This is a genomic window from Stenotrophomonas sp. STEN046 (assembly GCF_056759755.1).
Window position 1 is genome coordinate 33,344 of the sequence record NZ_JBRRDR010000031.1, and the last position, 21,271, is coordinate 54,614.

General features: G+C 68.0%; 19 protein-coding genes. 14 read left to right on the forward strand and 5 right to left on the reverse strand.

Going from position 1 to position 21,271, the window contains the following annotated elements; translation table 11 throughout:
- Positions 1-39 precede the first annotated feature (39 nt).
- From ACVOLJ_RS14535 to ACVOLJ_RS14580, 10 genes are all read left to right on the forward strand, one after another.
- Positions 40-1,290, forward strand: coding sequence for an NAD(P)/FAD-dependent oxidoreductase (locus tag ACVOLJ_RS14535; RefSeq protein WP_475280737.1), 1,251 nt, complete (start codon positions 40-42; stop codon positions 1,288-1,290).
- Positions 1,278-1,832, forward strand: a complete 555-nt coding sequence (locus ACVOLJ_RS14540) for a DUF3261 domain-containing protein (RefSeq protein WP_475280738.1) — start codon at positions 1,278-1,280, stop codon at positions 1,830-1,832. Before ACVOLJ_RS14535 ends, ACVOLJ_RS14540 begins: the two co-directional genes overlap by 13 nt.
- A complete protein-coding gene (locus tag ACVOLJ_RS14545) occupies positions 1,829-3,016 on the forward strand; it encodes a beta-ketoacyl-[acyl-carrier-protein] synthase family protein (RefSeq protein ID WP_475280739.1) in 1,188 nt (395 codons plus the stop codon). The genes ACVOLJ_RS14540 and ACVOLJ_RS14545 overlap by 4 nt, the downstream gene beginning before the upstream one ends.
- Entirely contained in the window at positions 3,013-3,471 is a 459-nt protein-coding gene (locus ACVOLJ_RS14550) for a hotdog family protein (protein WP_475280740.1), read from the forward strand. Before ACVOLJ_RS14545 ends, ACVOLJ_RS14550 begins: the two co-directional genes overlap by 4 nt.
- Positions 3,468-4,199 (forward strand): 3-ketoacyl-ACP reductase FabG2, encoded by a 732-nt coding sequence (locus ACVOLJ_RS14555; RefSeq protein ID WP_475280741.1) that lies wholly within the window; start codon positions 3,468-3,470, stop codon positions 4,197-4,199. Before ACVOLJ_RS14550 ends, ACVOLJ_RS14555 begins: the two co-directional genes overlap by 4 nt.
- Entirely contained in the window at positions 4,199-5,437 is a 1,239-nt protein-coding gene (locus tag ACVOLJ_RS14560) for a beta-ketoacyl-ACP synthase (protein ID WP_475280742.1), read from the forward strand. Before ACVOLJ_RS14555 ends, ACVOLJ_RS14560 begins: the two co-directional genes overlap by 1 nt.
- Positions 5,438-5,475: 38 nt before the next feature.
- Complete coding sequence (locus ACVOLJ_RS14565) at positions 5,476-5,916, forward strand: excinuclease ATPase subunit (protein WP_475280743.1); 441 nt, start codon at positions 5,476-5,478, stop codon at positions 5,914-5,916.
- Positions 5,917-5,971: 55 nt separating this feature from the next.
- Entirely contained in the window at positions 5,972-6,472 is a 501-nt protein-coding gene (locus ACVOLJ_RS14570; protein ID WP_475280744.1) for a hypothetical protein, read from the forward strand.
- A 150-nt stretch (positions 6,473-6,622) separates the two neighbouring features.
- Positions 6,623-6,883, forward strand: coding sequence for a YcgL domain-containing protein (locus ACVOLJ_RS14575; RefSeq protein WP_475280745.1), 261 nt, complete (start codon positions 6,623-6,625; stop codon positions 6,881-6,883).
- Positions 6,876-10,214 carry an ankyrin repeat domain-containing protein gene (locus ACVOLJ_RS14580; protein ID WP_475280746.1) on the forward strand — a complete coding sequence of 1,113 codons (3,339 nt, stop codon included), beginning with the start codon at positions 6,876-6,878 and terminating at the stop codon, positions 10,212-10,214. The genes ACVOLJ_RS14575 and ACVOLJ_RS14580 overlap by 8 nt, the downstream gene beginning before the upstream one ends.
- Positions 10,215-10,292: 78 nt before the next feature.
- Here ACVOLJ_RS14580 and ACVOLJ_RS14585 read toward each other — a convergent pair whose 3' ends face one another.
- Positions 10,293-12,071 carry a monovalent cation:proton antiporter-2 (CPA2) family protein gene (locus ACVOLJ_RS14585; protein WP_481564437.1) on the reverse strand — a complete coding sequence of 593 codons (1,779 nt, stop codon included), beginning with the start codon at positions 12,069-12,071 and terminating at the stop codon, positions 10,293-10,295.
- A 345-nt stretch (positions 12,072-12,416) separates the two neighbouring features.
- On the opposite strand from ACVOLJ_RS14585, the gene mgtE reads away from it, so the two are divergent.
- Entirely contained in the window at positions 12,417-13,787 is a 1,371-nt protein-coding gene (gene mgtE / locus ACVOLJ_RS14590) for a magnesium transporter (protein WP_475280748.1), read from the forward strand.
- 8 nt (positions 13,788-13,795) lie between these two features.
- On the opposite strand, the gene ACVOLJ_RS14595 is transcribed toward mgtE, so the two are convergent.
- Positions 13,796-13,924 (reverse strand): hypothetical protein, encoded by a 129-nt coding sequence (locus tag ACVOLJ_RS14595; RefSeq protein WP_475280749.1) that lies wholly within the window; start codon positions 13,922-13,924, stop codon positions 13,796-13,798.
- Between ACVOLJ_RS14595 and ACVOLJ_RS14600 the strand changes: the two genes are divergently transcribed.
- A complete protein-coding gene (locus tag ACVOLJ_RS14600) occupies positions 13,923-16,643 on the forward strand; it encodes a bifunctional acetate--CoA ligase family protein/GNAT family N-acetyltransferase (RefSeq protein WP_475280750.1) in 2,721 nt (906 codons plus the stop codon). The two genes, ACVOLJ_RS14595 and ACVOLJ_RS14600, sit on opposite strands and share 2 nt — an antisense overlap.
- Before the next feature lie 48 nt (positions 16,644-16,691).
- On the opposite strand, the gene ACVOLJ_RS14605 is transcribed toward ACVOLJ_RS14600, so the two are convergent.
- Positions 16,692-17,072 carry a YbjQ family protein gene (locus ACVOLJ_RS14605; RefSeq protein WP_481564438.1) on the reverse strand — a complete coding sequence of 127 codons (381 nt, stop codon included), beginning with the start codon at positions 17,070-17,072 and terminating at the stop codon, positions 16,692-16,694.
- 59 nt (positions 17,073-17,131) lie between these two features.
- Between ACVOLJ_RS14605 and ACVOLJ_RS14610 the strand changes: the two genes are divergently transcribed.
- Complete coding sequence (locus tag ACVOLJ_RS14610) at positions 17,132-17,839, forward strand: alpha/beta fold hydrolase (RefSeq protein ID WP_481564439.1); 708 nt, start codon at positions 17,132-17,134, stop codon at positions 17,837-17,839.
- 116 nt (positions 17,840-17,955) lie between these two features.
- On the opposite strand, the gene dkgB is transcribed toward ACVOLJ_RS14610, so the two are convergent.
- Positions 17,956-18,765: a 2,5-didehydrogluconate reductase DkgB gene (dkgB, locus tag ACVOLJ_RS14615; RefSeq protein ID WP_475280753.1), complete on the reverse strand. Its 810-nt coding sequence runs from the start codon at positions 18,763-18,765 to the stop codon at positions 17,956-17,958.
- A gap of 87 nt (positions 18,766-18,852) precedes the next feature.
- Complete coding sequence (locus ACVOLJ_RS14620; protein WP_475280754.1) at positions 18,853-20,067, reverse strand: MFS transporter; 1,215 nt, start codon at positions 20,065-20,067, stop codon at positions 18,853-18,855.
- 105 nt (positions 20,068-20,172) lie between these two features.
- Between ACVOLJ_RS14620 and ACVOLJ_RS14625 the strand changes: the two genes are divergently transcribed.
- The gene (locus tag ACVOLJ_RS14625; RefSeq protein ID WP_475280755.1) at positions 20,173-21,075 is read left to right on the forward strand and encodes a LysR substrate-binding domain-containing protein; all 903 of its coding nucleotides are present in this window, start codon (positions 20,173-20,175) and stop codon (positions 21,073-21,075) included.
- Positions 21,076-21,271: the final 196 nt, after the last annotated feature.

A 21,271-nucleotide genomic window follows, 5' to 3' on the forward strand; every position in this document is an offset into this window, starting at 1 on the left:
CATTTTCCTTCCACCTGATCGAGCAACAAGGACGCACCGATGAATACTGCTGTGGACGCTGTCGAACGAACTGAAATCCTGATCATCGGCGCTGGCCCGGCCGGCTCGGTGGCCGCGGCGATGCTGCGCCAGCAGGGCCGCCAGGTACTGATGCTGGAGCGCCAGCAGTTCCCGCGCTTTTCCATCGGCGAGAGCCTGCTGCCGCAGAGTATGGAGTACATCGAGGCGGCCGGCCTGTTGCAGGACGTGGTCGAGGCCGGGTTCCAGCACAAGAACGGCGCGGCCTTCGTGCACGGTGAAGCGCGTACCGCATTCGATTTCCGCAGGAAGTTCTCGCCGGGTTGGGGTACCACCTACCAGGTGCAGCGCGCCGACTTCGACAACGTGCTGGCGCGGGGTGCCGAGCGCATGGGCACCACGCTGCGCTTCGGTGATGAAGTGCTGGCCGTCGAGCCGGGCGAACAGCCGGCCGTGACCGTGCGCCGCCCCGATGGCAGCGAGTACCGCATCGAAGCCGACTTCATCCTCGACGCATCGGGTTTCGCACGCCTGCTGCCGCGCCTGCTGAACCTGGAAACGCCGTCCAATTTCCCGGTGCGCGGTGCGATCTTCTGCCACGTGCGCGACAACATCCCGGCCGAAGCAGACTTCGACCGCAACAAGATCCTGATCACCACCCATCCCGAGCACATCGACGTCTGGTACTGGACGATCCCGTTCTCCAACGGCTGCTGCTCGCTGGGCGTGGTGGCCGAACCGTCGTTCTTCGAACGCTACGAGGGCGACGACCTGCAGAAGCTGCAGGCCATCGTCGGCGAGGATCCGAACCTGACCTCGCTGCTGGCCAATGCCGAATGGGCGGTACTGCCGGTGCGTCGCATCACCGGTTACTCGGCCAACGTCAGTTCACTGTGGGGCCCGGGCTATGCGCTGCTGGGCAACGCCGGTGAGTTCCTCGACCCGGTGTTCTCTTCCGGCGTCACCATCGCCTTCAAGTCGGCCCAGCTGGCCAGCGAGTGCCTGGCGCGCCGCTATGCCGGGGAAACCGTCGATTGGGAAGCCGAGTTCTCCATCCCGTTGCGTGCCGGGGTGAAGACCTTCCGTCGCTTCGTGGAAAGCTGGTACGAAGGTGGCTTCCAGAAGATCATCTATCACCCTGACCAGCAGCCTGCAGTGCGCGACATGATCAGTTCCATCCTGGCCGGCTATGCCTGGGATACCAACAACCCGTACGTAGCCGACGAGACCGGTCGGCGCATGCGCGTGCTGGAGCAGCTGTGCAGCGCATGATCTTCCGCATCACCGCCGTGCTGCTGTGCATGCTGCTGGCCGCCTGTGCCAGCCGCATGCCGCGGCCGCTGGTTGAACTGCCGCCGCTGCGCCTGTCGCCGGCCAGCCTGCCGGCGCCACTGGCGCTGCAGCAGCAGCTGCATTTCCGCTTTGGCAGCCACGCGCGTGACCTGGATGCGCTGCTGGAAGCCGATGCGCAGCAGGTGCAGCTGGCCGTGCAGGCCATGGGCCAGACCGGCGTGCGCCTGCAGTGGGACGGCCAGCAGCTGACCCAGCAGCGTGCGCCTTGGCTGCCGCCGCAGGTACGCGCCGAACGCGTGCTCGATGACCTGCAGTTCGCGCTGTGGCCGACCACCGCCATTGCCGCCGCGCTGCCGGCCGGCTGGCAGGTGAGCGATGATGGCCACCTGCGCAACCTGTCGCGCGATGGCACGGTCTGGCTGCAGCTGCAGCGCCTGGACGATGGCAGCGTGCAGCTGGACAACCGCGCCGAGGGCTACACCCTGCGCATTGAATCGATCGACATGGCCGGGCAGGAATGAAGAGCGCACCGATTTTCCTGAACGATCTTGGCGTGGTCTGCGCCTTGGGTGAGGGCCGAGCCGCAGTCGCCGCCGCGCTGTTTGCCGACGTCCCGGGCGGACTCAGCGACAACGACAGCCTGTTGCCTGGCCGCACCCTGGCGCTGGGCGAAGTACACAGCCCGCTGCCGACGCTCGAAGAGCTGCCGGTCGCCCTGCGCGGCCGCAACAACGCGCTGCTGGATGTGGCACTGGCACAGATCGGCCCGGCCGTGGCCGATGCCATCGGCCGCTACGGCGCCGAACGCGTGGCCGTCGTGCTGGGTACCAGCACCTCGGGCATCGGCGAATCCGAACAGGCGCTGCGCACCCGCGCCGAGCATGGCCATTGGCCCGACGGTTTCGATTACGCGCAGCAGGAAATGGGCACCGCCGCGCAGTTCGTGCGCGAGCGCAGCGGTGCGCTGGGCCCGGCATGGACGTTGTCCACGGCCTGCTCGTCCAGCGCCAAGGCACTGATGTCGGCCGCGCGCCTGCTGCGCTCGGGGGTCGTCGATGCGGTCATCGCCGGTGGCGCCGACTCGCTGTGCCGATTCACCGTTGCAGGCTTCAGTGCGCTCGAGTCGGTCTCTGCACAACGCTGCAATCCGTTCTCGCAGCATCGCTGCGGCATCAATATAGGCGAGGGTGCCGCGCTGTTCCTGCTGACCCGTGACGTCGGTGCCATCACCCTGGCCGGGTGGGGCGAATCGGCCGACGCGCACCACATGTCGGCGCCGGACCCGCAGGGACTGGGTGCCATCGATGCGCTGCAACAGGCACTGCAACGTGCTGGCTGGGCACCGGCGGAAGTGGACTACGTGAACCTGCATGGCACCGCCACGGGTCACAACGATGCCATGGAGAGCCTGGCGGTGGCGCAGGTGCTGGGAACCTCCGTTGCGGCCAGTTCGACCAAGCCGCTGACCGGCCACACGCTGGGCGCGTCCGGCGCGATCGAGGCGGCGCTGTGCTGGATCCTGCTGGCCGAGAACCCACGGCAGCAGCTGCCGCCGCACTGGTGGGACGGCGTGGCCGATCCGGCATTGCCGGTGCTGCCGCTGGTGGCTCCGGCCACCTTCCTGGCGCAGCCGCCGCGGCGCGTGCTGAGCAATTCGTTCGCCTTCGGTGGCAGCAATGCCGTGCTGGCACTGGAGCGCCGATGAACATGCCGCTGTATGCCATCGAAGAGGTGGTGCCGCACCGCCAGGACATGTGCCTGCTGGAGCGCATCCTGCGCTGGGACCAGGACAGCATCGAGGCCGAGCTGGTGGTTCCCGCCGCAGGCCTGTTCATCGAGGACGGCGCGGTCCCGGCCTGGGTCGGCATCGAATACATGGCCCAGGCGATTGCCGCCTGGGCCGGCTGCCGTGCGCGCAGCGCCGGCAATCCGCCGCAGCTGGGCTTCCTGCTCGGCAGCCGGCGCTACACCAGCGCGCGCAGCAGCTTCCCCAGCGGCACCCGCCTGCAGGTACAGGCGCGCTGCGAGCTGTTGGGCGACAATGGATTGGGTATGTTCGCCTGCCGCATCCTGGCAGGCGGCGAAGAATGGGCGGTTGCCAACGTGTCGGTGTTCGAACCGGCCGACTCGATGGCCTATCTGGAGAGTGGACAGGCATGACAGGGAATCCAAGCGTGCTGGTGACCGGTGCGAGCCGGGGCATCGGCCGGGCCATTGCGCTGCGTATCGCGCGTGATGGCTTCGACGTGGTGGTGCATTGCCGCAGCCGCGTGCAGGAGGCACAGGCGGTGGTTGACGAGATCCAGTCGCTGGGCCAGCAGGCCCGTGTGCTGGCCTTCGACGTGGCCGACCGCGCCGCTGCGCGTGCCGCGCTGGAAGCGGATGTGGAAGCGCATGGCGCGTACTTCGGCGTGGTCTGCAACGCCGGCATCGCCCGCGATGGTGCGTTTCCGGCATTGTCCGAGGACGACTGGGACCAGGTGATCCACACCAACCTGGACGGCTTCTACAACGTGCTGCACCCGTTGATCATGCCGATGGTGCGGCGGCGCAAGCCGGGCCGTATCGTCACCCTGTCCTCGGTCTCCGGCGTGGCTGGCAACCGCGGCCAGGTCAATTACAGTGCGGCCAAGGCCGGCATCATCGGTGCCAGCAAGGCGCTGGCGCTGGAACTGGCCAGCCGCCAGATCACCGTCAACTGCGTGGCCCCGGGCCTGATCGAGACCGACATGCTCAACGAAGAAGTGGTGGAGCACGCACTGAAGCTGATTCCCGCCGGCCGTGTCGGCCGTCCCGAGGAAGTGGCTGCCACGGTGGCATTCCTGCTGTCCGAGCCGGCCGGGTACATCACCCGCCAGGTGATCTCGGTCAACGGAGGCATGATCTGATGGCCGCCGATCGTCGCGTGGTGGTTACCGGTGCCGCCGCCATCAGTCCGCTCGGCCACGACTGGCCGACCATCCAGGCGCACCTGCGCAGCTGCCGCAATGCCGTGCGCGCGATGCCCGAATGGGATGTCTATGCTGGCCTGAACACCAAGCTGGCCGCACCGGTGCAGGACTACGAACTGCCGCCGAACTACAACCGCAAGACCACCCGCTCGATGGGCAAGGTGGCGATCATGTCGGTGCGCGCCACCGAGATCGCGCTGCGCGAGGCTGGCCTGTTCGAACACCCGGTGTTGCGCAGCGGCCGCGCGGGCGTGGCCTATGGTTCCTCGTCGGGCAGCCACGAGGCCACCGGTGAATTCGGCCGCATGCTGCATGAATTCACCACCGACGGCATCAGCGCCACCACCTACCTGAAGATGATGAGCCACACCGCGCCGGTCAACATCGGCGTGTTCTTCGGCTTGTCCGGCCGCGTGTACACCACCTCCAGCGCCTGCACCTCCGGCAGCCAGGGCGTGGGCGCGGGCTACGAGGCGATCCGCAGCGGCAAGCAGACGGTGATGGTGGCCGGTGGCGCCGAGCAGCTCGATGCCACCGCCGCAGCCGTGTTCGACACCCTGTTTGCCACCAGCACGCGCAACGATGCGCCGCACACCACCCCGCGCCCGTTCGATGCCGGGCGGGATGGCCTGGTGCTGGGCGAAGGCGCCTGTACGCTGATCCTGGAAGACCTGGAGCATGCGCAGGCGCGCGGCGCGACGATCCTGGCCGAGATCGTCGGCTATGGCACCAACAGCGATGGCCAGCACGTCACCCAGCCCAGCGCCGGCACCATGGCCCAGGCCATGCGCCTGGCGTTGGAAGATGCCGGCCTGGAGCCTGCGCAGATCGACTATGTGAATGCCCACGGCACCGCCACCGACCATGGTGACATCGCCGAAACGCAGGCCACCGCGCAGGTGTTCGGCAACGGCGTGCCGATCAGTTCGCTGAAAAGCTACGTCGGCCACATGCTGGGCGGCTGCGGTGCGTTCGAAGCCTGGATGAGCATCGAGATGATGCGTGCCGGCTGGTTCGCACCGACCCTGAACCTGGTCGAGGTGGACCCGCGCTGCGGCCAGCTCGATTTCATCACCGGCAGCGGCCGTGAACTGCAGGCCGAATACGTGATGAGCAACAATTTCGCCTTTGGCGGCATCAACACCTCGCTGGTGTTCCGCCGCTGGAGCGCTTGATCCCCGCCGTACCCGCACCCGAACAAGGAGACGTTCCGATGCGCCGCACCCTGCTGATCGCCACTGCCACCGCGCTGCTGGCCCTGACTTCCACCGCTTCGGCGCGCGATACCCGCGTCGAGCAGTCCCTGCGTGACCTGATCAACTCGCAGGCCGCCAAGGATGCCGGCATCGACGGCAGCGTACGCTTCTATCTGGCCGGCCAGCCGGTCAGCGTGCAGCAGCGCCTGGGCGAGGATGTGACCAACAAGAAGACCAACGCCGCCAACAAGTCCGACACCGAGGCCTGCAGCTGGGTGGCACTGTCGGCGCTGCTGGCACTGCAGGATGGCGCCAAGTCGCGCGGTGCCAACGCCGTGGTCGACATCGTCAGCTATTACAAGAAGAACGAATTCAAGAGCGCCACCAACTACGAGTGCTGGGCCGGCACCTTTGTCGCCGGTGTGGCGCTGAAGGGCACCTACGCCAAGGTCAAGTAAGCCATCGCTGTCCCCGGCACGGGGTGCCGGGGCAACGTTCCACAGGGGGAACAGCATGAAAGTGATGACCGCCGCTGCCTTGGCAGCGGCTTTTGCGTGCGTGCCCGCACTGCAGGCCCACGCCGCCGACGCACCGATCCGGGTCGCCGCCGATATTCCCTACCGCACCGACGTGGGCGGCGAGCTGATCCGCAAAGAGTGCCGGTTCGGCAGCTATCTCAGCGACAGCATCGTGCGTCACGCCGCCGGCAGGGTGGTGGCCGCGCCGCTGGATGGCAGCGAAAGCAGGCGCCTGGACATCGTGGTGACCAAGGCGCATGCCGCTGGCGGCGGCGCGATTTCCGGCCCGAAATGGGGACGCATCTACGGCGAACTGAAGGAAGACGGCCGCGTCGTCGGCAACTTCAGCTTCAAGCGCACCACCAGCCGGCCCTTCACCTTCCGCGCCTGCACCACGCTGAAGCTGGTTGCCGAGGCGCTGGGCGGCGACGTCGCGCGCTGGCTGGAACAGCCCACGCTGGATCCATTGATGACCGAAGAGGTTGCCGCCAACTGAGGTCGTGGCGTTGGCTGAACGGCGCCGCCACATTGCTGAACCTCACCGGGGAAACGCCGTCGATCACGCCGCCATCGTCGCGTGACGGCTTTCCCCGGTGTCGGCTTTCCGACACAATCACGGCTCTTCCCGGGTTATCGTCCCGTGGACATGCACGCCTACGTCTATAAAAGCCAACTCAAGCCGGACACCTACGTCTATCTCGCCCGACGCGACGACTTCAGCGCATTGCCTGCGCCGCTGTCGGCGTCGCTGGGTTCGCTCGTGTTCGTTCTGGAGGTGACGCTGGACGCACAGCGCCGGCTGGCCCAGGCCGACCCGGCCAAGGTGCGCAGCGAACTGAGCGAGCGTGGGTTCTACCTGCAGGTGCCGCCATCGGTGAGCAGCATGATGCTGCGCCACTATGACTGAGCTTTCCCGCTCCCGCGCCCTGTCGATCGCCTTCAGCCTGGGCGCCGTGCTGGCGCTGGGATCTGCGCTGGGCGGCCTGCCCGGCGCGGTACTGGCCGCACTGGCACAACCGGCGTTCGCGCTGGGCGTGTCCTGGTGGCGGCGCAGCCGCGCGCTGTTGCCGCCGCAGGCGGTGGCCCGGCAGGACGTGCCGGCGCTGGTCGCGCTGTGGACCGCAGCACCGTTGCTGCTGGCCCTGCTGTTGGCCTGGCCACTGGCCGCGCTGCGCGACAGTGGCAGCCTGGCCGCCGTGCTGGGCCTGAGCGTGCTGGTCAGTGCCGGCCTGCTTGCGGCCTGGCGTACCTGGCCGCTGTGGAACGATGTCGAGCGCCTCGACGGTGGCCTGCTGCAGCATTGGCAGGCCCTGGCCGGGCGTGACCTGAGTGCCTGGCGCGGACTGGGCGTGGCGGGGCTGGTGATTGCCCTGGCAGCGCTGGTGGTGCTGCCGGCCTGGCCCGGCCTGTTGCCGGAAAGCGCGCGTTGGCCCTCCGCATTGGCCGTGCTGCTGCTGTCGCCGGTGCTGCACCTGCTGCTGCAGCGCATCGCACCGGCACCGCTGGTTTCGCCGCACGCCACCGTTGGCAGCGGGCAACCGGTTGATCGCGAGGCCCTGTTTGCCGCTGCCGTGGACACCACGCCGCTGGAAGCACTGGCACCGCAGGAGCTGACCCCGGCCCTGTACGAAGCTGCGCGCCACGGCCGCATCGACCGCGCACTGCAGTTGCTGCAGGCCGGTGCCGACCCGTATTCATTGCCTGACCCGAACTGGCGCGACCAGCGCAGCCTGGCCGTACTTGCCGCCGTGCTGCCCGATCTGCGCCTGCTGCGTGAGCTGATCGGGCGCGGCGTTGACGTGAACGCACCGCACCGGGGCATGACACCGCTGCTGGCGGCCACCCGCGACAGCTGGCATGGGCGCCCGGAAGCGGTGATGACCCTGCTCGCCAACGGCGCCGATTCGCGCGCCAGCGACAGTGACGGCAACACGCCCCTGCATCACGCCGCGCGCAGTTCCGACCCCGGCGTGGCCGCGCTGCTGCGCGATGCCGCCGCCGAAGTGGATGCACTGAACCGCGATGGCTGGTCGCCGTTGGCCGTGGCCTGCCAGGTCGGCAATTGGCGCCTGGCCCGCTTCCTGCTGGAGCGCGGTGCGCGCAGCGAGCCGGCCGATGGCACCCCGGTGCTGCTGGCCGCGGCCGCCACCGAAGACGATGATCCGGCCGGCGTGCAGCTGCTGCTCAAGCACAAGGCGCGCGCCGACGCCCGCGACCGCCAGCGCCGCAGTGCGCTGCACGAAGCGGCCCTGGCCGGCCACGTGGACATCATTGGCGTGCTGCTCAATGCCGGTGCCAACCTGGAGGCCCGCGATGCGCTGGGCCGCACGCCGTGGCTGGAAGCGGCGCGCGCCGGTCGCGCCGCCGTGGTCGAGCACCTGCTGCCGCACAAGCCGGACCTGGTTGCGGTCGATGCCGATGGCCGCAACGCGGTGCTGCTGGCGACGATGGCCGAAGACGTTTCGCCGCTGCTGATCAAGCGCCTGCTGGAACTGGGCATCGCCGCCGATGGCACCGACCCGGCCGGCCGTCGCGCGGTGGACTACGCCGCCGAAGCCGGTCGCTGGGCAATCGTGGCGCTGCTGGATCCTTCCTATCCGCTGCCCGCCGCTGTCAGCGATGGCTTGGCCGAGCGTGGAGAAACAGCCAGTGCCAGCGGCCTGCTGCCGGATCGTCCGCCGTTGACCCTGCTGCGCGAAGCGCTTGGGTTCGGCAATACCGATGGCATGGCCGCACTGGCCAGGCTGTGCCAGCCGGACGAACTGGGCGGGTTGCTGCTCGACCCGGAACTGGCACTGGAGCCGCGCGCGGTCGACTGGCTGCTGGCCCACGGCGCCGATCCGTATGTGCGCGATGCCTGTGCCGATACCCCGATGTTCGCACTGCTGTCGCGCGGCATCGATGCCGTGCCGGCCTTGCAGGTGATGCTGCAGCACGGCCTGTCGCCGGCCGGGCGCGGTGGCCTGTCGCGTTTCCTCGCGGCCTGCGCGCAGCACGATCAGGCCGCCCGCGGCCTGGAACAGCTGGCGCTGGAGCTGCTGGAACGCGGTGCCGATCCGTTTGCCGCTTCGCCGGCCGGCGATCCGCCCCTGTCGCTGGCGGTGCGCCTGGGCTGGCTGCGCCTGCAGCAGGCACTGCTCAACACCGGCGTGGACCGCGAAGCACGCGACAGCCATGGCATGACCGCGCTGCACCTGGCCACCGCACTGGCACGCGAAAGCGCGCTGAAGCTGCTGGTACAGCACGGCGCGTCGCCCGAAGCACGCGCTGCCGATGGGCAGACGCCGCTGGGCGTGGCGTTGTCGATTGGTCGCCGCGACCTGGCCGACTGGTTGGACTGGCGGGTCTGGCCGTTGCCGCGCCGCACGCTGCGCGAAGGCGATCTGCCGGCCGCCGCGATGGCCGGTGACGTGGATGCGGTGCGCCGCTTGAATGATCTGGGCTTTGCCATCGACGCCGTCGATGCGCAGGGCTGCACCGCGCTGCTGCGTGCGGCCGGCGGTGGCCACCTGGCGGTGGTCGACCTGCTGCTGGCACGCGGCGCTGACCCGCAGCATGCCGCCGCCAGTGGTGCCACGCCGTTGTCGGCGGCGGTCAGCATGCGCCAGGTCGAAATCGTCTCGGCCCTGCTCGATGCCGGTGCACAGCTCGAACATCGCCTGCCGGGCGGTGTCACCGTGTTGATGCTGGCCTCGGCGCTCGGCCTGCCGGACATCGTCGCGCGCCTGCTCACCGCCGGTGCGGATGTGCGCGCCGGTGATGCCCAGCAGCTGGCTCCGTTGCACTGTGCCGCGTTGTACGGCTTCAGCGCACGCGACCGTTCGCGTCTGCTGGCCCTGCTCGACACCCTGCTGCTGGCCGGTGCCGAACCGGATCAGGCCGCCGCCGGTGCGGTCACACCGTTGTTGCTGGCGCTGGGTGCGCGTGCCGAACCGGGCACCGCCTGCGACGAACAGGTGGTGATGGCGGCGGTCGAGCGCCTGCTTGATGAGGATGTGAGCCTGGACGTGCGCGATCCGCGCGGATTCGGCCCGCTGCATCTGGCTGCCCTGCACGGGCTGCCGCTGCTGGTGCAGCGCCTGCTGCGTGCCGGTGCCGATCCGGAAGCCCGCGATGGACTGAACCGCAGCCCGCGCGAGATCGCGGTGATGCGTGGCTTCATCGACGTTGCCGCCGAATTCGAACCGCGCGTACCGGGGGTTTCCTCGATGGCGCGGTTCCTGCGCGACAACGGGTAGTGCTGGCCGTTTCAGTAGATCCACGCCATGCGTGGATGCTTCTGGTGCCGCACACGATCATCCACGCATGGCGTGGATCTACTTCTCGTCGCTTTCCGCGTCGGCCTCGAACAGGTGCATCAGATCGTTGCGCGCATCGCGCGAGGTCTGGATCACTGCGGCCTCGTCGTCGTACACCAGGTACTGGTCGCGCAGCAGCTTCTCGTCGTGTTCGCGGAACTGCTGCACATGGCGCTCGGCCACGTTCGGCGCCACACCCAGCGCGGTCAGCACGCGCCCGCTCATTTCCAGGCTGGTGCCGAACACCTCGCGGAACGGTTCGGCGGACATGTCCATCAACCGCCAGGCGTGCTGGCGGTTGCGCGCGCGTGCCAGCACCGTTGCGTCCGGGTACAGCCGGCGCACCATGCGTACCGCGCGCAGGTTGGTTTCCGGGTCATCCACGGTGATCACGAACACATCGATGTGTTCGCCACCGGCCGCGCGCAGCATCTCCGGCCGGGTCGGATCGCCGTAGTACAGCTGGTTGCCGAAGCGGCGCAGGTCGGCCACCGTGTCCGGGTTCGCTTCCAGCGCCACGAAGGGCACCTTCTGCGCGGTCAGCAGGCGTGCGATCACCTGGCCGAAACGGCCCATCCCGGCAATCAGCACCTTCGGACGGTTGTCCGGCGCCACCTTGTCGGCCGCGGCGGCCTCGCGTGGCGCAGCCTTTTCCTGCCCGAGCAACTTGAGCAGCGCGATCATCAGCAGCGGGGTGATCGCCATCGACAGGCCGACGATGGCCACCAGCCGGTCATGATTGGCATTGCCCAGCAGGTGGGCGCGCTGTGCTTCGTTGAACACCACGAAAGCGAATTCGCCGCCCAGCCACAGCACGCTGCCCAGCAGCAGCGACTGCCGCGAACTGAGTCTGGCCAAGCGGCCGATGAGGTAAAGCAGGCTGAACTTCACCACCAGCAGGATCGCCACGCCGGCCGCGATCATCCACGGCTCGGCGGCGATGCGGTCCAGGTCGATGCCCATGCCCACGGCAATGAAGAACAGGCCCAGCAGCAGGCCCTTGAAGGGCTCGATCTGCGCTTCCAGTTCGTGCCGGAACTCCGAATCGGACAACAGCACGCCGGCCAGGAACGCGCCCAGGCTGGGGCTCAGGCCGGCTTCCTGCATGAACCAGGCAGTGCCCAGTACCACCAGCAGTGCGGTGGCGGTGAACACTTCCGGGCTGCGGGTGCGGGCGATGATGCCGAACACCTTGCGCAGCACCGGTCGCCCGCACAGGATCACCACGGCCAGCGCGCCCAGTGCGACGGCGGCATCTTCCCAGCGCAGCGTTTCGTTCTTCACCCCGCCCAGCAGCGGAATGGCCGCCAGCAGCGGAATCGCGATCAGGTCCTGGAACAGCAGGATCGCAAAGCCCAAGCGGCCATGGTCACTGTTGATCGCCTTGTGCTCGGACAGCAGCTGCAGCCCCACCGCGGTGGACGACAGTGCCAGTGCCACACCCACCACCAGCGCACTCTTCCACTGGAAGTGATCGAGCAGCAAAAGGCCGCCCAGCACCAGCCCGGACAACGCCACCTGTGCCGCGCCGGCGCCGAACACCGAGCGCCGCATCACCTTCAGGCGCGCAGGGGACAGCTCCAGCCCGATCACGAACAGCAGCATCACCACGCCGATCTCGGCCGCACCCAGGATGCGGTCGGCATCCTGCACGAAGCCCAGCCCGTCCGGGCCCAGCACAACACCGGCGGCGAGATAGCCCAGCACCGCGCCAAAGCCGAACTTCTTGAAGACCGGTACCGCGATCACCGCGGCCAGCAGCAGGACCAGCGCCAGTTCCAGACCACCGCTATGCATGGGAATACCTGGTCATCGGGGAGGCCGGCTGTGCGTCCGTTCGGCGGGAGGAGATGCAGCGGTTGCCACCCGGGCATTATGCGCGCGCGGCCGTGTACGCACGAGAACGGCAGCACGGCCACTGCCCGGTCACGCCGGCGGCGGGTTGACCTGCCCAGCAGGCAGGTCCAGACTGCCCGCCGCTGCCGGCGTGTCCGCCAGTACACCCTTCCGGAGTCCCCAACCCATGTCCAGCGACAGTAGAAGTCGACCTCGGTCGACGCCAGCGATGGCCGCCGCCTGACACCGGGACGGTTTGCCTGCGTTGGCGTTGCGCGAGGTCGCACCCCACGAAGGCGAATCACCATGAACCAGAAGCAGTTGCTGCGTCCGGTCGCCGATGCCGCAGCATTGTCGGCACCGCTGGCGGACTACAACACCGCCGACGCGGTGGAATTCCTCAATACGCTGGAGCTGCAGCGCGCCGCCGAGACGCTGGCCGCGCTGTCGTTGCCGCGCGCGGTGAAAATGCTGGAAGCGCCGGAACTGCACCGCAGTGGCGAACTGGTGGCCGCGCTGCCGCCTGCCCGGGCCGCGGCGCTGCTTGGGCTGATGGCCGACGACCGTGCCACCGACATCGTCCACGAGCTGGATGAAGACGAGCGCGCGCGCCTGATCCCGCTGCTGGGCAATGACGCCCGCCAGACCATCCAGAAGCTGTTGAGCTACGCGCCCAATACCGCCGGCGCGCTGATGACCACCGAGTTCGTCGCCGTGCCCGCCACCTGGACCGTGGCCCAGACCCTGCAGCATATCCGCCAGGTCGAGCGCACCCGCGAGACCGTGTATGCGATCTACGTGCTCGATGCGGGCAGCCAGCAGCTGCAGCAGGTGGTGACCATGCGCCGGTTGATCACCGGGCTGCCGGAGGAATCGATCCTGGACGTGGCCCAGGTCAATCCGCCGGTGATGGTCGATGCACAGATGGACCAGGAAGAGGTGGCACGGTTGATCCGCCGCCACGACCTGCTGGCCATTCCGGTGGTGGATGCACAGCAGCACATGCTCGGCATCGTCACTGTCGATGACATCCTGGATGCGCTGATTGAAGAATCCACCGAAGACGCGCACAAGTTCGGCGGCATGGAAGCGCTGGACAAGCCGTACATGCAGATCGGCTTTTTCGAGATGCTGCGCAAGCGCGCCGGCTGGCTGAGCGTGCTGTTCGTGGGCGAGATGCTGACCGCCAGCGCGATGCAGCACTACGAGGATGAACTGGCGCGCGCGGTGGTGTTGACCCTGTTCATTCCGTTGATCATGAGCTCGGGCGGCAACTCCGGTTCGCAGGCAACCTCGCTGCTGATCCGCAGCCTGGCCCTGCGCGAGCTGCGCCTGCGCGACTGGTGGAAAGTCGCCCTGCGCGAAGTGCCCACCGGCATGGTGCTCGGCGCCATCCTCGGCTGCCTGGCGATCGTCCGCATCGTGGTCTGGCAGCTGGGCGGCCTGCATGATTACGGCGAGCACTGGATCCTGCTGGCGATCACCATCGGCGCCGCGCTGGTGGGCATCGTCACCTTCGGTTCGCTGTCCGGTTCGATGCTGCCCTTCATCCTCAAGCGGCTGGGGTTCGATCCGGCCAGCGCCTCGGCCCCGTTCGTCGCCACCCTGGTGGACGTGACCGGCCTGGTGATCTATTTCAGCATCGCCGCGATGATCCTGCACGGCACCCTGCTGTAACAGGGGCGTCATCCACGCATGGCGTGGACCTGCTGGTCCTGGCAGCCGTAGTAGATCCACGCCATGCGTGGACGCGATGCCAGGTTCCTGCGCACGATCATGCCGCCACCGCGCAGGTCCGTGTACCGTAGGCGCATGAGCACCTATCACCTGCAGTCCGTATTCCGTCCGCAGTCGGTTGCCGTGATCGGCGGCAGCCCGCGCGAGCGTTCGGCCGGCCGTGCTGTGATGCGCAATCTGCGCGGCACCGGCTTCCCCGGCAAGGTGGCATGGATCAACCCACGGCATGCCGAGATCGACGGCATCCGCACGGTGAAGCGCTTGAAGGATCTGGACTGGGTGCCGGAGCTGGTGGTGATCACCGCGCCGGCGTCCATCGTGCCGCAGGTGGTGCGCACCGCTGCCGAACGTGGCGTGCAGGCGGCGATCATCCTCACCGCGCATCTGGGCGAAGGCCCGGGCTCGGCCTGGGCACAGGTGGAGGCGGCGGCGCGCGCGCATGGCCTGCGCATCCTCGGGCCGCACTGCCTGGGCGTGATCGCCCCGCACGCACGGCTCAATGCCAGCATTGCCGCGCACTTCCCGCAGGCCGGCGATCTGGCGTTGATCTCCGAATCCTCGGCCATTGCCGCCGCACTGGTGGAATGGGGCGTGGCGCGCTCGGTCGGGTTCTCCGCCGTGGTCTCGCTGGGCGACACCATGGACGTGGATTTTGGCGATCTGCTTGATTATTTCGCTACCGACTACCGCACCCGCGCGATCCTGCTCTACGTCGAACAGATCAAGGATGCCCGCAAGTTCATGTCGGCCGCGCGTGCCGCCGCGCGTGCCAAACCGGTGGTGGTGGTCAAGTCCGGACGCGCCGAGCGGCTGCAGCCGGGCAGCGCCGATACCCACGTGCAGGCACTGGCGCGCGCCGATGATGTCTACGGTGCCGCCTTCAACCGCGCCGGCCTGCTGCGCGTAAGCGCGCTGGACGAACTGTTCACCGCAGCCGAATCGCTGGGCCGGCTGGGGACGTTCCCTGGGCGTCGACTGGCCATTCTCAGCAACGGCGGCGGCGTCGGTCGCCTGGCCGTGGACCAGCTGGTCGCGCTGCGCGGCACGCTGGCGCAGCTGTCCGACAGCACCGTCGAAAAGCTGGATGCGGTGCTGCCGCAGGGCTGGTCACGCAGCAACCCGGTCGACATCGTGGTCGACGCCGATGGTGACCGTTATGCGGCCGCCATCGAGGCGTTGTTGGCCGATACCGAGAACGATGCGGTGATGGTGGTCAACGTGCCCACTGCGTTCACCTCCTCGGCCGACGCGGCGCAGGCGCTGACCCGTACGCTGGGCCTGCGCCCGCGTCATCACCGCGACAAGCCGGTGTTCGCGGTGTGGCTGGGCAACGACGACCAGGCCACCGCGACCCTCAATGCTGCGCGCGTGCCGACCTACCCGACAGAAGCGGAGGCCGTGCGTGGCTTCCAGCATCTGGTGCGTTACCGCGAAGCGCAGAACGCGTTGATGGAAACACCGCCCAGCCTGCCGCAGGATTTCAGCGTGGATACCGCACGCGCGCGCGCGCTGGTCGAGGCCGCACTCGCCAATGGCCAGGCCTGGCTCGATCCGCTGGCGACCCACGATCTGCTGAAGGCGTACGGCATTGCCTCGGCGCCGGTGATGCATGCGCGCGATGCCCATGAAGCGATGGATCTGGCCCAGCCGCTGCTGGAGCGCGGCGCGACGGTTGCATTGAAGATCCTGTCTCCGGATATCCCGCACAAATCCGAAGTGGATGGCGTGCGGCTGAATCTTGCGACGCTGCCGGCGGTGCAGAGCGCGGCGAGATCGATCCTGGCCCGCGCGCGGCAACTGCGTCCCGATGCCCGTATCCACGGCCTGCTGGTACAGCCCACCATCGTGCGCCCGAAGGCACGCGAGATCATCGTGGGCATCGCCGACGATGCAACGTTCGGCCCGGTGATCGTGGTCGGTCGAGGCGGCACCGCCGTGGAAGTGATCAACGACAAGGCACTGGCGCTGCCGCCACTGGACCTGCGCCTGGCCCACGAACTGATCGGCCAGACCCGGGCATCACGCATCCTCAAGGCCTACGGCGATGTGCCGGCTGCCGACGAGCGAGCGCTTGCGCTGGCGCTGGTCAAGCTGGCCCAGCTGGCCGCGGACATCCCCGAAGTGCGCACACTGGACATCAATCCGCTGCTGGTGGACAGCAAGGGCATCCTGGCGCTTGATGCGCGCGTGGCAGTCGCACCGTCGCGGATCCTGCACAAGGGCCGTGGCCATCCGCGGTTCTCGGTGTTTCCGTATCCGAAGGAATGGGAGCGCACCATCGAGCTGTCCGACGGTGGTCGCGCGTTCGTGCGCCCGGTGCGGCCGGAGGATGACGCCCTGTTCCGTGCGTTCTTCGCACGGGTCAGCGACGATGACCTGCGCCTGCGGTTTTTCCAGTCGGTGAAGCACTTCAGCCACGAGTTCATCGCCCGGCTGACCCAGCTGGACTACGCGCGCTCGATCGCATTGGTGGCCATTGAACCGCGCACCGGCGAGATGCTGGGTGCGGTCCGGCTGCACGCCGATGCGGACTATCACCGCGGTGAGTACGGCATCCTGATCCGTTCGGACCTGAAGGGCCACGGCATCGGCTGGCGCCTGATGGCGATCATGATCGAGTACGCCAAGTGGCTGGGCCTGGACGTGGTGGAAGGCCAGGTGCTGCGCGAGAACAGCACCATGCTGGCGATGTGCCAGAGCCTGGGCTTCAAGACCAAGCTGGACCCCGACGACCCCACGGTAATGGTGGTGACCCTGCCGGTGCAGCAGGTCGAGGTACCGGCGACACCGTTGTAGCGCCGAGCCTACGCTCGGCAGCTCCTGATGCCAGGCCTGGCCGCCGTGTCAGCGCAACGGCTCCACCACTACCGCCGTCCCATAGCACAGCACCTCGGTCAACCCGGTCATCACATCGGTGGCGTCATAGCGCATGCCGATGATGGCGTTGGCGCCCAACTGCCGCGCGTGCTTGACCATGTCGCGGTAGGTTTCCTCGCGCGCCTGCTCGCACAGTTGGGTATAGATGGTGATGTTGCCGCCGAAGATGGTCTGGAGGCCGCCCAGGAAGTTGCCGACGATCGAACGCGAGCGCACGGTGATACCGCGCACTACCCCAAGGTTGCGCGCGATGCGGTAGCCAGGCAGTTCGAAGGCGGTGGTGACCATCGAATCTTCCAGGCGCACAAGGGAGGTGGCGGGGCTGCCGCTGTTGTAGGGATCTGCCATGGTCGCTTCCGTGGATCCGGGGGTAGTGGAGGGCTGCATCCTAGCGCGACAATAGGAGCATGACCGACCGTATTCCTCTGCTCCTTCTGCCCGGCCTGCTCAACGATGCCGAACTCTGGCGCGCGCAGCTGGCCGACCTGGCCGATATCGCCCACTGCATCGTCGGTGACCAGACCCGGGGCGAGACCCTGCAGGTGGTGGTCGAGGACGTGCTGGCGCAGGCGCCCCCACGTTTCGCGCTGGCCGGTTTCTCGCTGGGTGGCTTCGTTGCCCAGCAGATCCTGCGCACCGTGCCCGAGCGCGTGATGCAGCTGGCCCTGATCGATACCTCGATCCATGCCGACTCCCCGGAACGTGCCGAACAGCGCCGCAGCCAGCGCGCCAGCGTGCGCCTGCCGGGAAAATTCCATGGTTTTGGCGATGCGTTGATGCGCAGCTACATCGACGCCTCGCGGCTGGACGACTACGTGCTGGTGCAGCGCGTGCGCGACATGACTGCGCGATTGGGCGCGGAAGTATTCCTGCGCCAGAGCGCGCTGGAGCGCCTTGATGGCCACGACGTATTGGCCAGCTACCGCGATCCGCTGCTGATCGTCTGTGGTGCGAACGACCGCATCACCCCGCTGGCGATCAGCGAGGAAATGCACGCGTTGGTACCGCAGTCGCAGCTGGTGGTGGTGCCCGACTGCGGCCATCTGGCGCCGATGGAAAAGCCGGAAGAGGTGAGTGCGGCGATGCGTGGGTGGTTGCTGCAGGGCGAGGGCTGAACCCACGCTTGCGGTAGGTGCCGACCTTGGTCGGCACGGTGCTTCATCGATCGACCAGAGGTAAGCGCCGACCAAGGTCGGCATCTACCAGAGCCTGCCCGTGCCCGACGCTGGGATCAATCCCAGGCCGGTGCGATCCCTTCCGGATTGGCCAGGCGATGGCCGCGGTCGAGCTTGGCGATCTGCGCCATGTCGTCCTCGGTCAGGCGCAGTGCTGCCGCTTCCAGGTTGGCCGCCAGGTTCTCGCGCTTGGTCGAGGAGGGAATGACCGAGAAGCCCTGCTGCAGTGCCCAGGCCAGTGCAACCTGCGCCGGGGTGGCCTGGTGGCGGCCGGCGATGGCCTGGATCACCGGGTCCTTCAGCACTTCACCGTAGGCCAGGCTCATGTAGGCGGTGATGTGGATGCCGTTGTCCTGCAGGAACTTCACCAGCAGGCGGTTCTGCAGGTACGGGTGGATCTCGACCTGGTTGGTGGCAATCGCATCGGCACCGAGGATCTCGATCGCCTTGCGGGTCTGGGCGATGGTGAAGTTGGAGATGCCGATCTCCTTCGTCAGGCCCTGCGCCTTGGCTTCGGCCAGCGCCGGCAGGTATTCCTCCATCGGCACGTCCACCTTGTCATTGGGCGAAGGCCAGTGGATCAGCGCCAGGTCCACATGATCGGTGCGCAGCTTTTCCAGGCTGGTACGCAGGCTGGCCAGCAGCGCATCGCGCTTGAATTCGCTGATCCACACCTTGGTGGTCAGATAGATCTCGTCACGCGGCACGCCGGACTCGGCGATGGCCTGGCCGACTTCGGCTTCATTGCCGTAGATCTGCGCGGTGTCGACAGCGCGATAACCAACGTCCAGTGCGTTGCGCACCGAGTCGATCACGGTCTGGTCTTTCAGACGGAAGGTGCCAAGGCCAAAGGCGGGGACAGTCATGGAATGCTCCAACGGGGGGAAAGGAGTGAACGGGAAGGGTAGGTCAGGGGGTGTATGCGTGCCGGCAACGGTGCATTGCACAGGTGGTCAATGGGCGGCCACGGCGATGCCATCGGCGCGGTCATCGATGCCATCGCGGCGGTCCAGGCGGCCGCTCAGCACGGTCAGCGCATAGGCGCCCACCACCACCAGCGCACCCAGCCACGGCGTGTGCATCAGGCCGATGTGTTCGACCACCAGCCCGCCCAGCGATGCACCCAGCGCGATGCCGATGTTGAAGGCCGCGATGTTCAGCCCCGATGCCACATCGGTGGCCTGTGGTGCATAACGCTGTGCCTGCTTGACCACATAGACCTGCAGGCCGGGCACGTTGCCGAAGGCCACTGCACCCAGCGCCAGCACGGTCAGCAGCATCAGCCAGGTGTTGTGGGCGGTGAAGGTGAGCACGAACAGCACGGCCGCCAGCAGCGCGAAGATGCGCTTCAAGGCGGGAACCGGACCCATGCGGTCAGCCATGCGGCCACCCCACAGGTTGCCGATGGCCACCGACACGCCGTACACCAGCAGCACCAGGCTGACTGCGTTGGCCGAGAAGCCGGTGACGTCCTGCAGGATCGGCGCCAGGTAGGTGAAGGCCAGGAAGGTGCCGCCGTAGCCCAGCGCGGTCATCGCATAGACCAGCAGCAGGCGCGGCTGTGCCAGCACGCCAAGCTGCTGGCGGAAACTGGCCGGCGCGCTCTGCGGTACGTTGCGCGGCACGAACAGCAGCGCGCCGATCAGGGCCACCACGCCCAGCGCGGCCACCGCCAGGAAAGTTGCGCGCCAACCCAGATGCTGGCCGATGAAGGTGCCCAGCGGCACGCCGGTCACCAGCGCCACGGTGAGGCCGGTGAACATGATGGCGATGGCACTGGCGGCTTTTTCCTTTGGTACCACCGCCGTGGCGATGATCGAGCCGATGGAGAAGAACACACCGTGGGCCAGGCCGGTGAGGATGCGGGCCACGATCAGCGAGGTGTAACCCGGGGCCATCCAGGCGATCACGTTGCCCAGGGTGAACAGCACCATCAGCGCCACCAGCAGGCGCTTGCGCGGCACCCGGCCGGTCAGTGCGGTGAGCACCGGTGCGCCGATGGCCACGCCCAGTGCATATAGCGAGACCAGCAGCCCGGCCGAGGGCAGGCTGACGTGCAGGTCGGCGGCAATGGTCGGGATCAGGCCGACGATGACGAACTCGGTGGTGCCGATGGCGAAGGCGCCGAGCGTCAACGCCAGCAGGGCGAGGGGAATGCCACGGGTCATGACAGTGTCCAGACGGGGAGAAGGCGCGCAGTGTGCGCGGCCAACCTTTGCTGAAAAACAGGTCTTCACGCCAATCACTCTTGCCTGTTGGTCAATAATGGCGCCATGAAGACCACACTCGATGAAATGCAGGCCTTCCTGGCGGTGATCGACAGCGGTTCGATCAGCGCCGCTGCCGAGCAGCTGGGGCAGACCCCGTCGGGCGTCAGCCGGGCACTGGGGCGGCTGGAGGAGAAGCTCGGCACGACCCTGCTGACCCGCACCACCCGGCGCCTGCACCTGACCGCCGAGGGCGAGGCCTATCTGCGCCATGCACGGGCAATCATCGATGCGGTGGAATCGGCCGAGGAACAGATGGCCGCACGCCGTGAGCGTCCGGCCGGGCGCCTGCGCGTGGATGCCGCGATGCCCTTCGTGCTGCACGTGATCGCGCCGCTGGTGGCCGGGTACCGGGCGCGCTACCCGGAAGTGCAGCTGGAACTGAACAGTTCCGAGCGCTACATCGACCTGCTGGAACGCCGCACCGATCTGGCCATCCGCATCGGCCCGCTGGCCGACTCGACCCTGCATGCGCGCTCGCTGGGGCGCTGCCGCCTGCAGCTGGTGGCCAGCCCGGCCTATCTCGCCGCGCAGGGTGAGCCGGCCAGCGTGGCCGCGCTGGGCCAGCACACGCTGCTGGGGTTCAACGAGCCCGAATCGCTGAACCGTTGGCCCGTGCCGGGTGATGCCGAAGGCCAGTTGCTGGTGCGCCCGGATATTGCCGTATCCAGCGGCGAGACACTGCGCCGGCTGGCGGTGGAGGGCGTGGGCATCACCTGCCTGTCCGACTTCGTGACCGACCGCGACCGCGCGGCCGGTGCCCTGGTGCCGGTGCTGGCTGCGCAGACGCTGGATGTGTACCAGCCGATCCACGCGGTGTACTACCGCAACACCGCGGTATCGGCGCGGATCAGCTCGTTCCTGGATTTTCTCGGTGAGGCGATGGCGCAGTCCGACTACCTGCGCTGAAGGTTGCGGGTGGGTGCGGACCGTTGGTCCGTACGAGGTGCCGATGTGCGGAACCGGCGCCGCTCCGCGCCGTGGGCCCCCCCCCCCGGGGGGGGGCCCCCGGCCCCCCCCCCCCCACCCGGGGGGGCCCCCCCACGCGCGGGGGCGGGCCCCCGGGGGCCGAGCCACACCCCACCACCCCGCCGGACACCCCGTG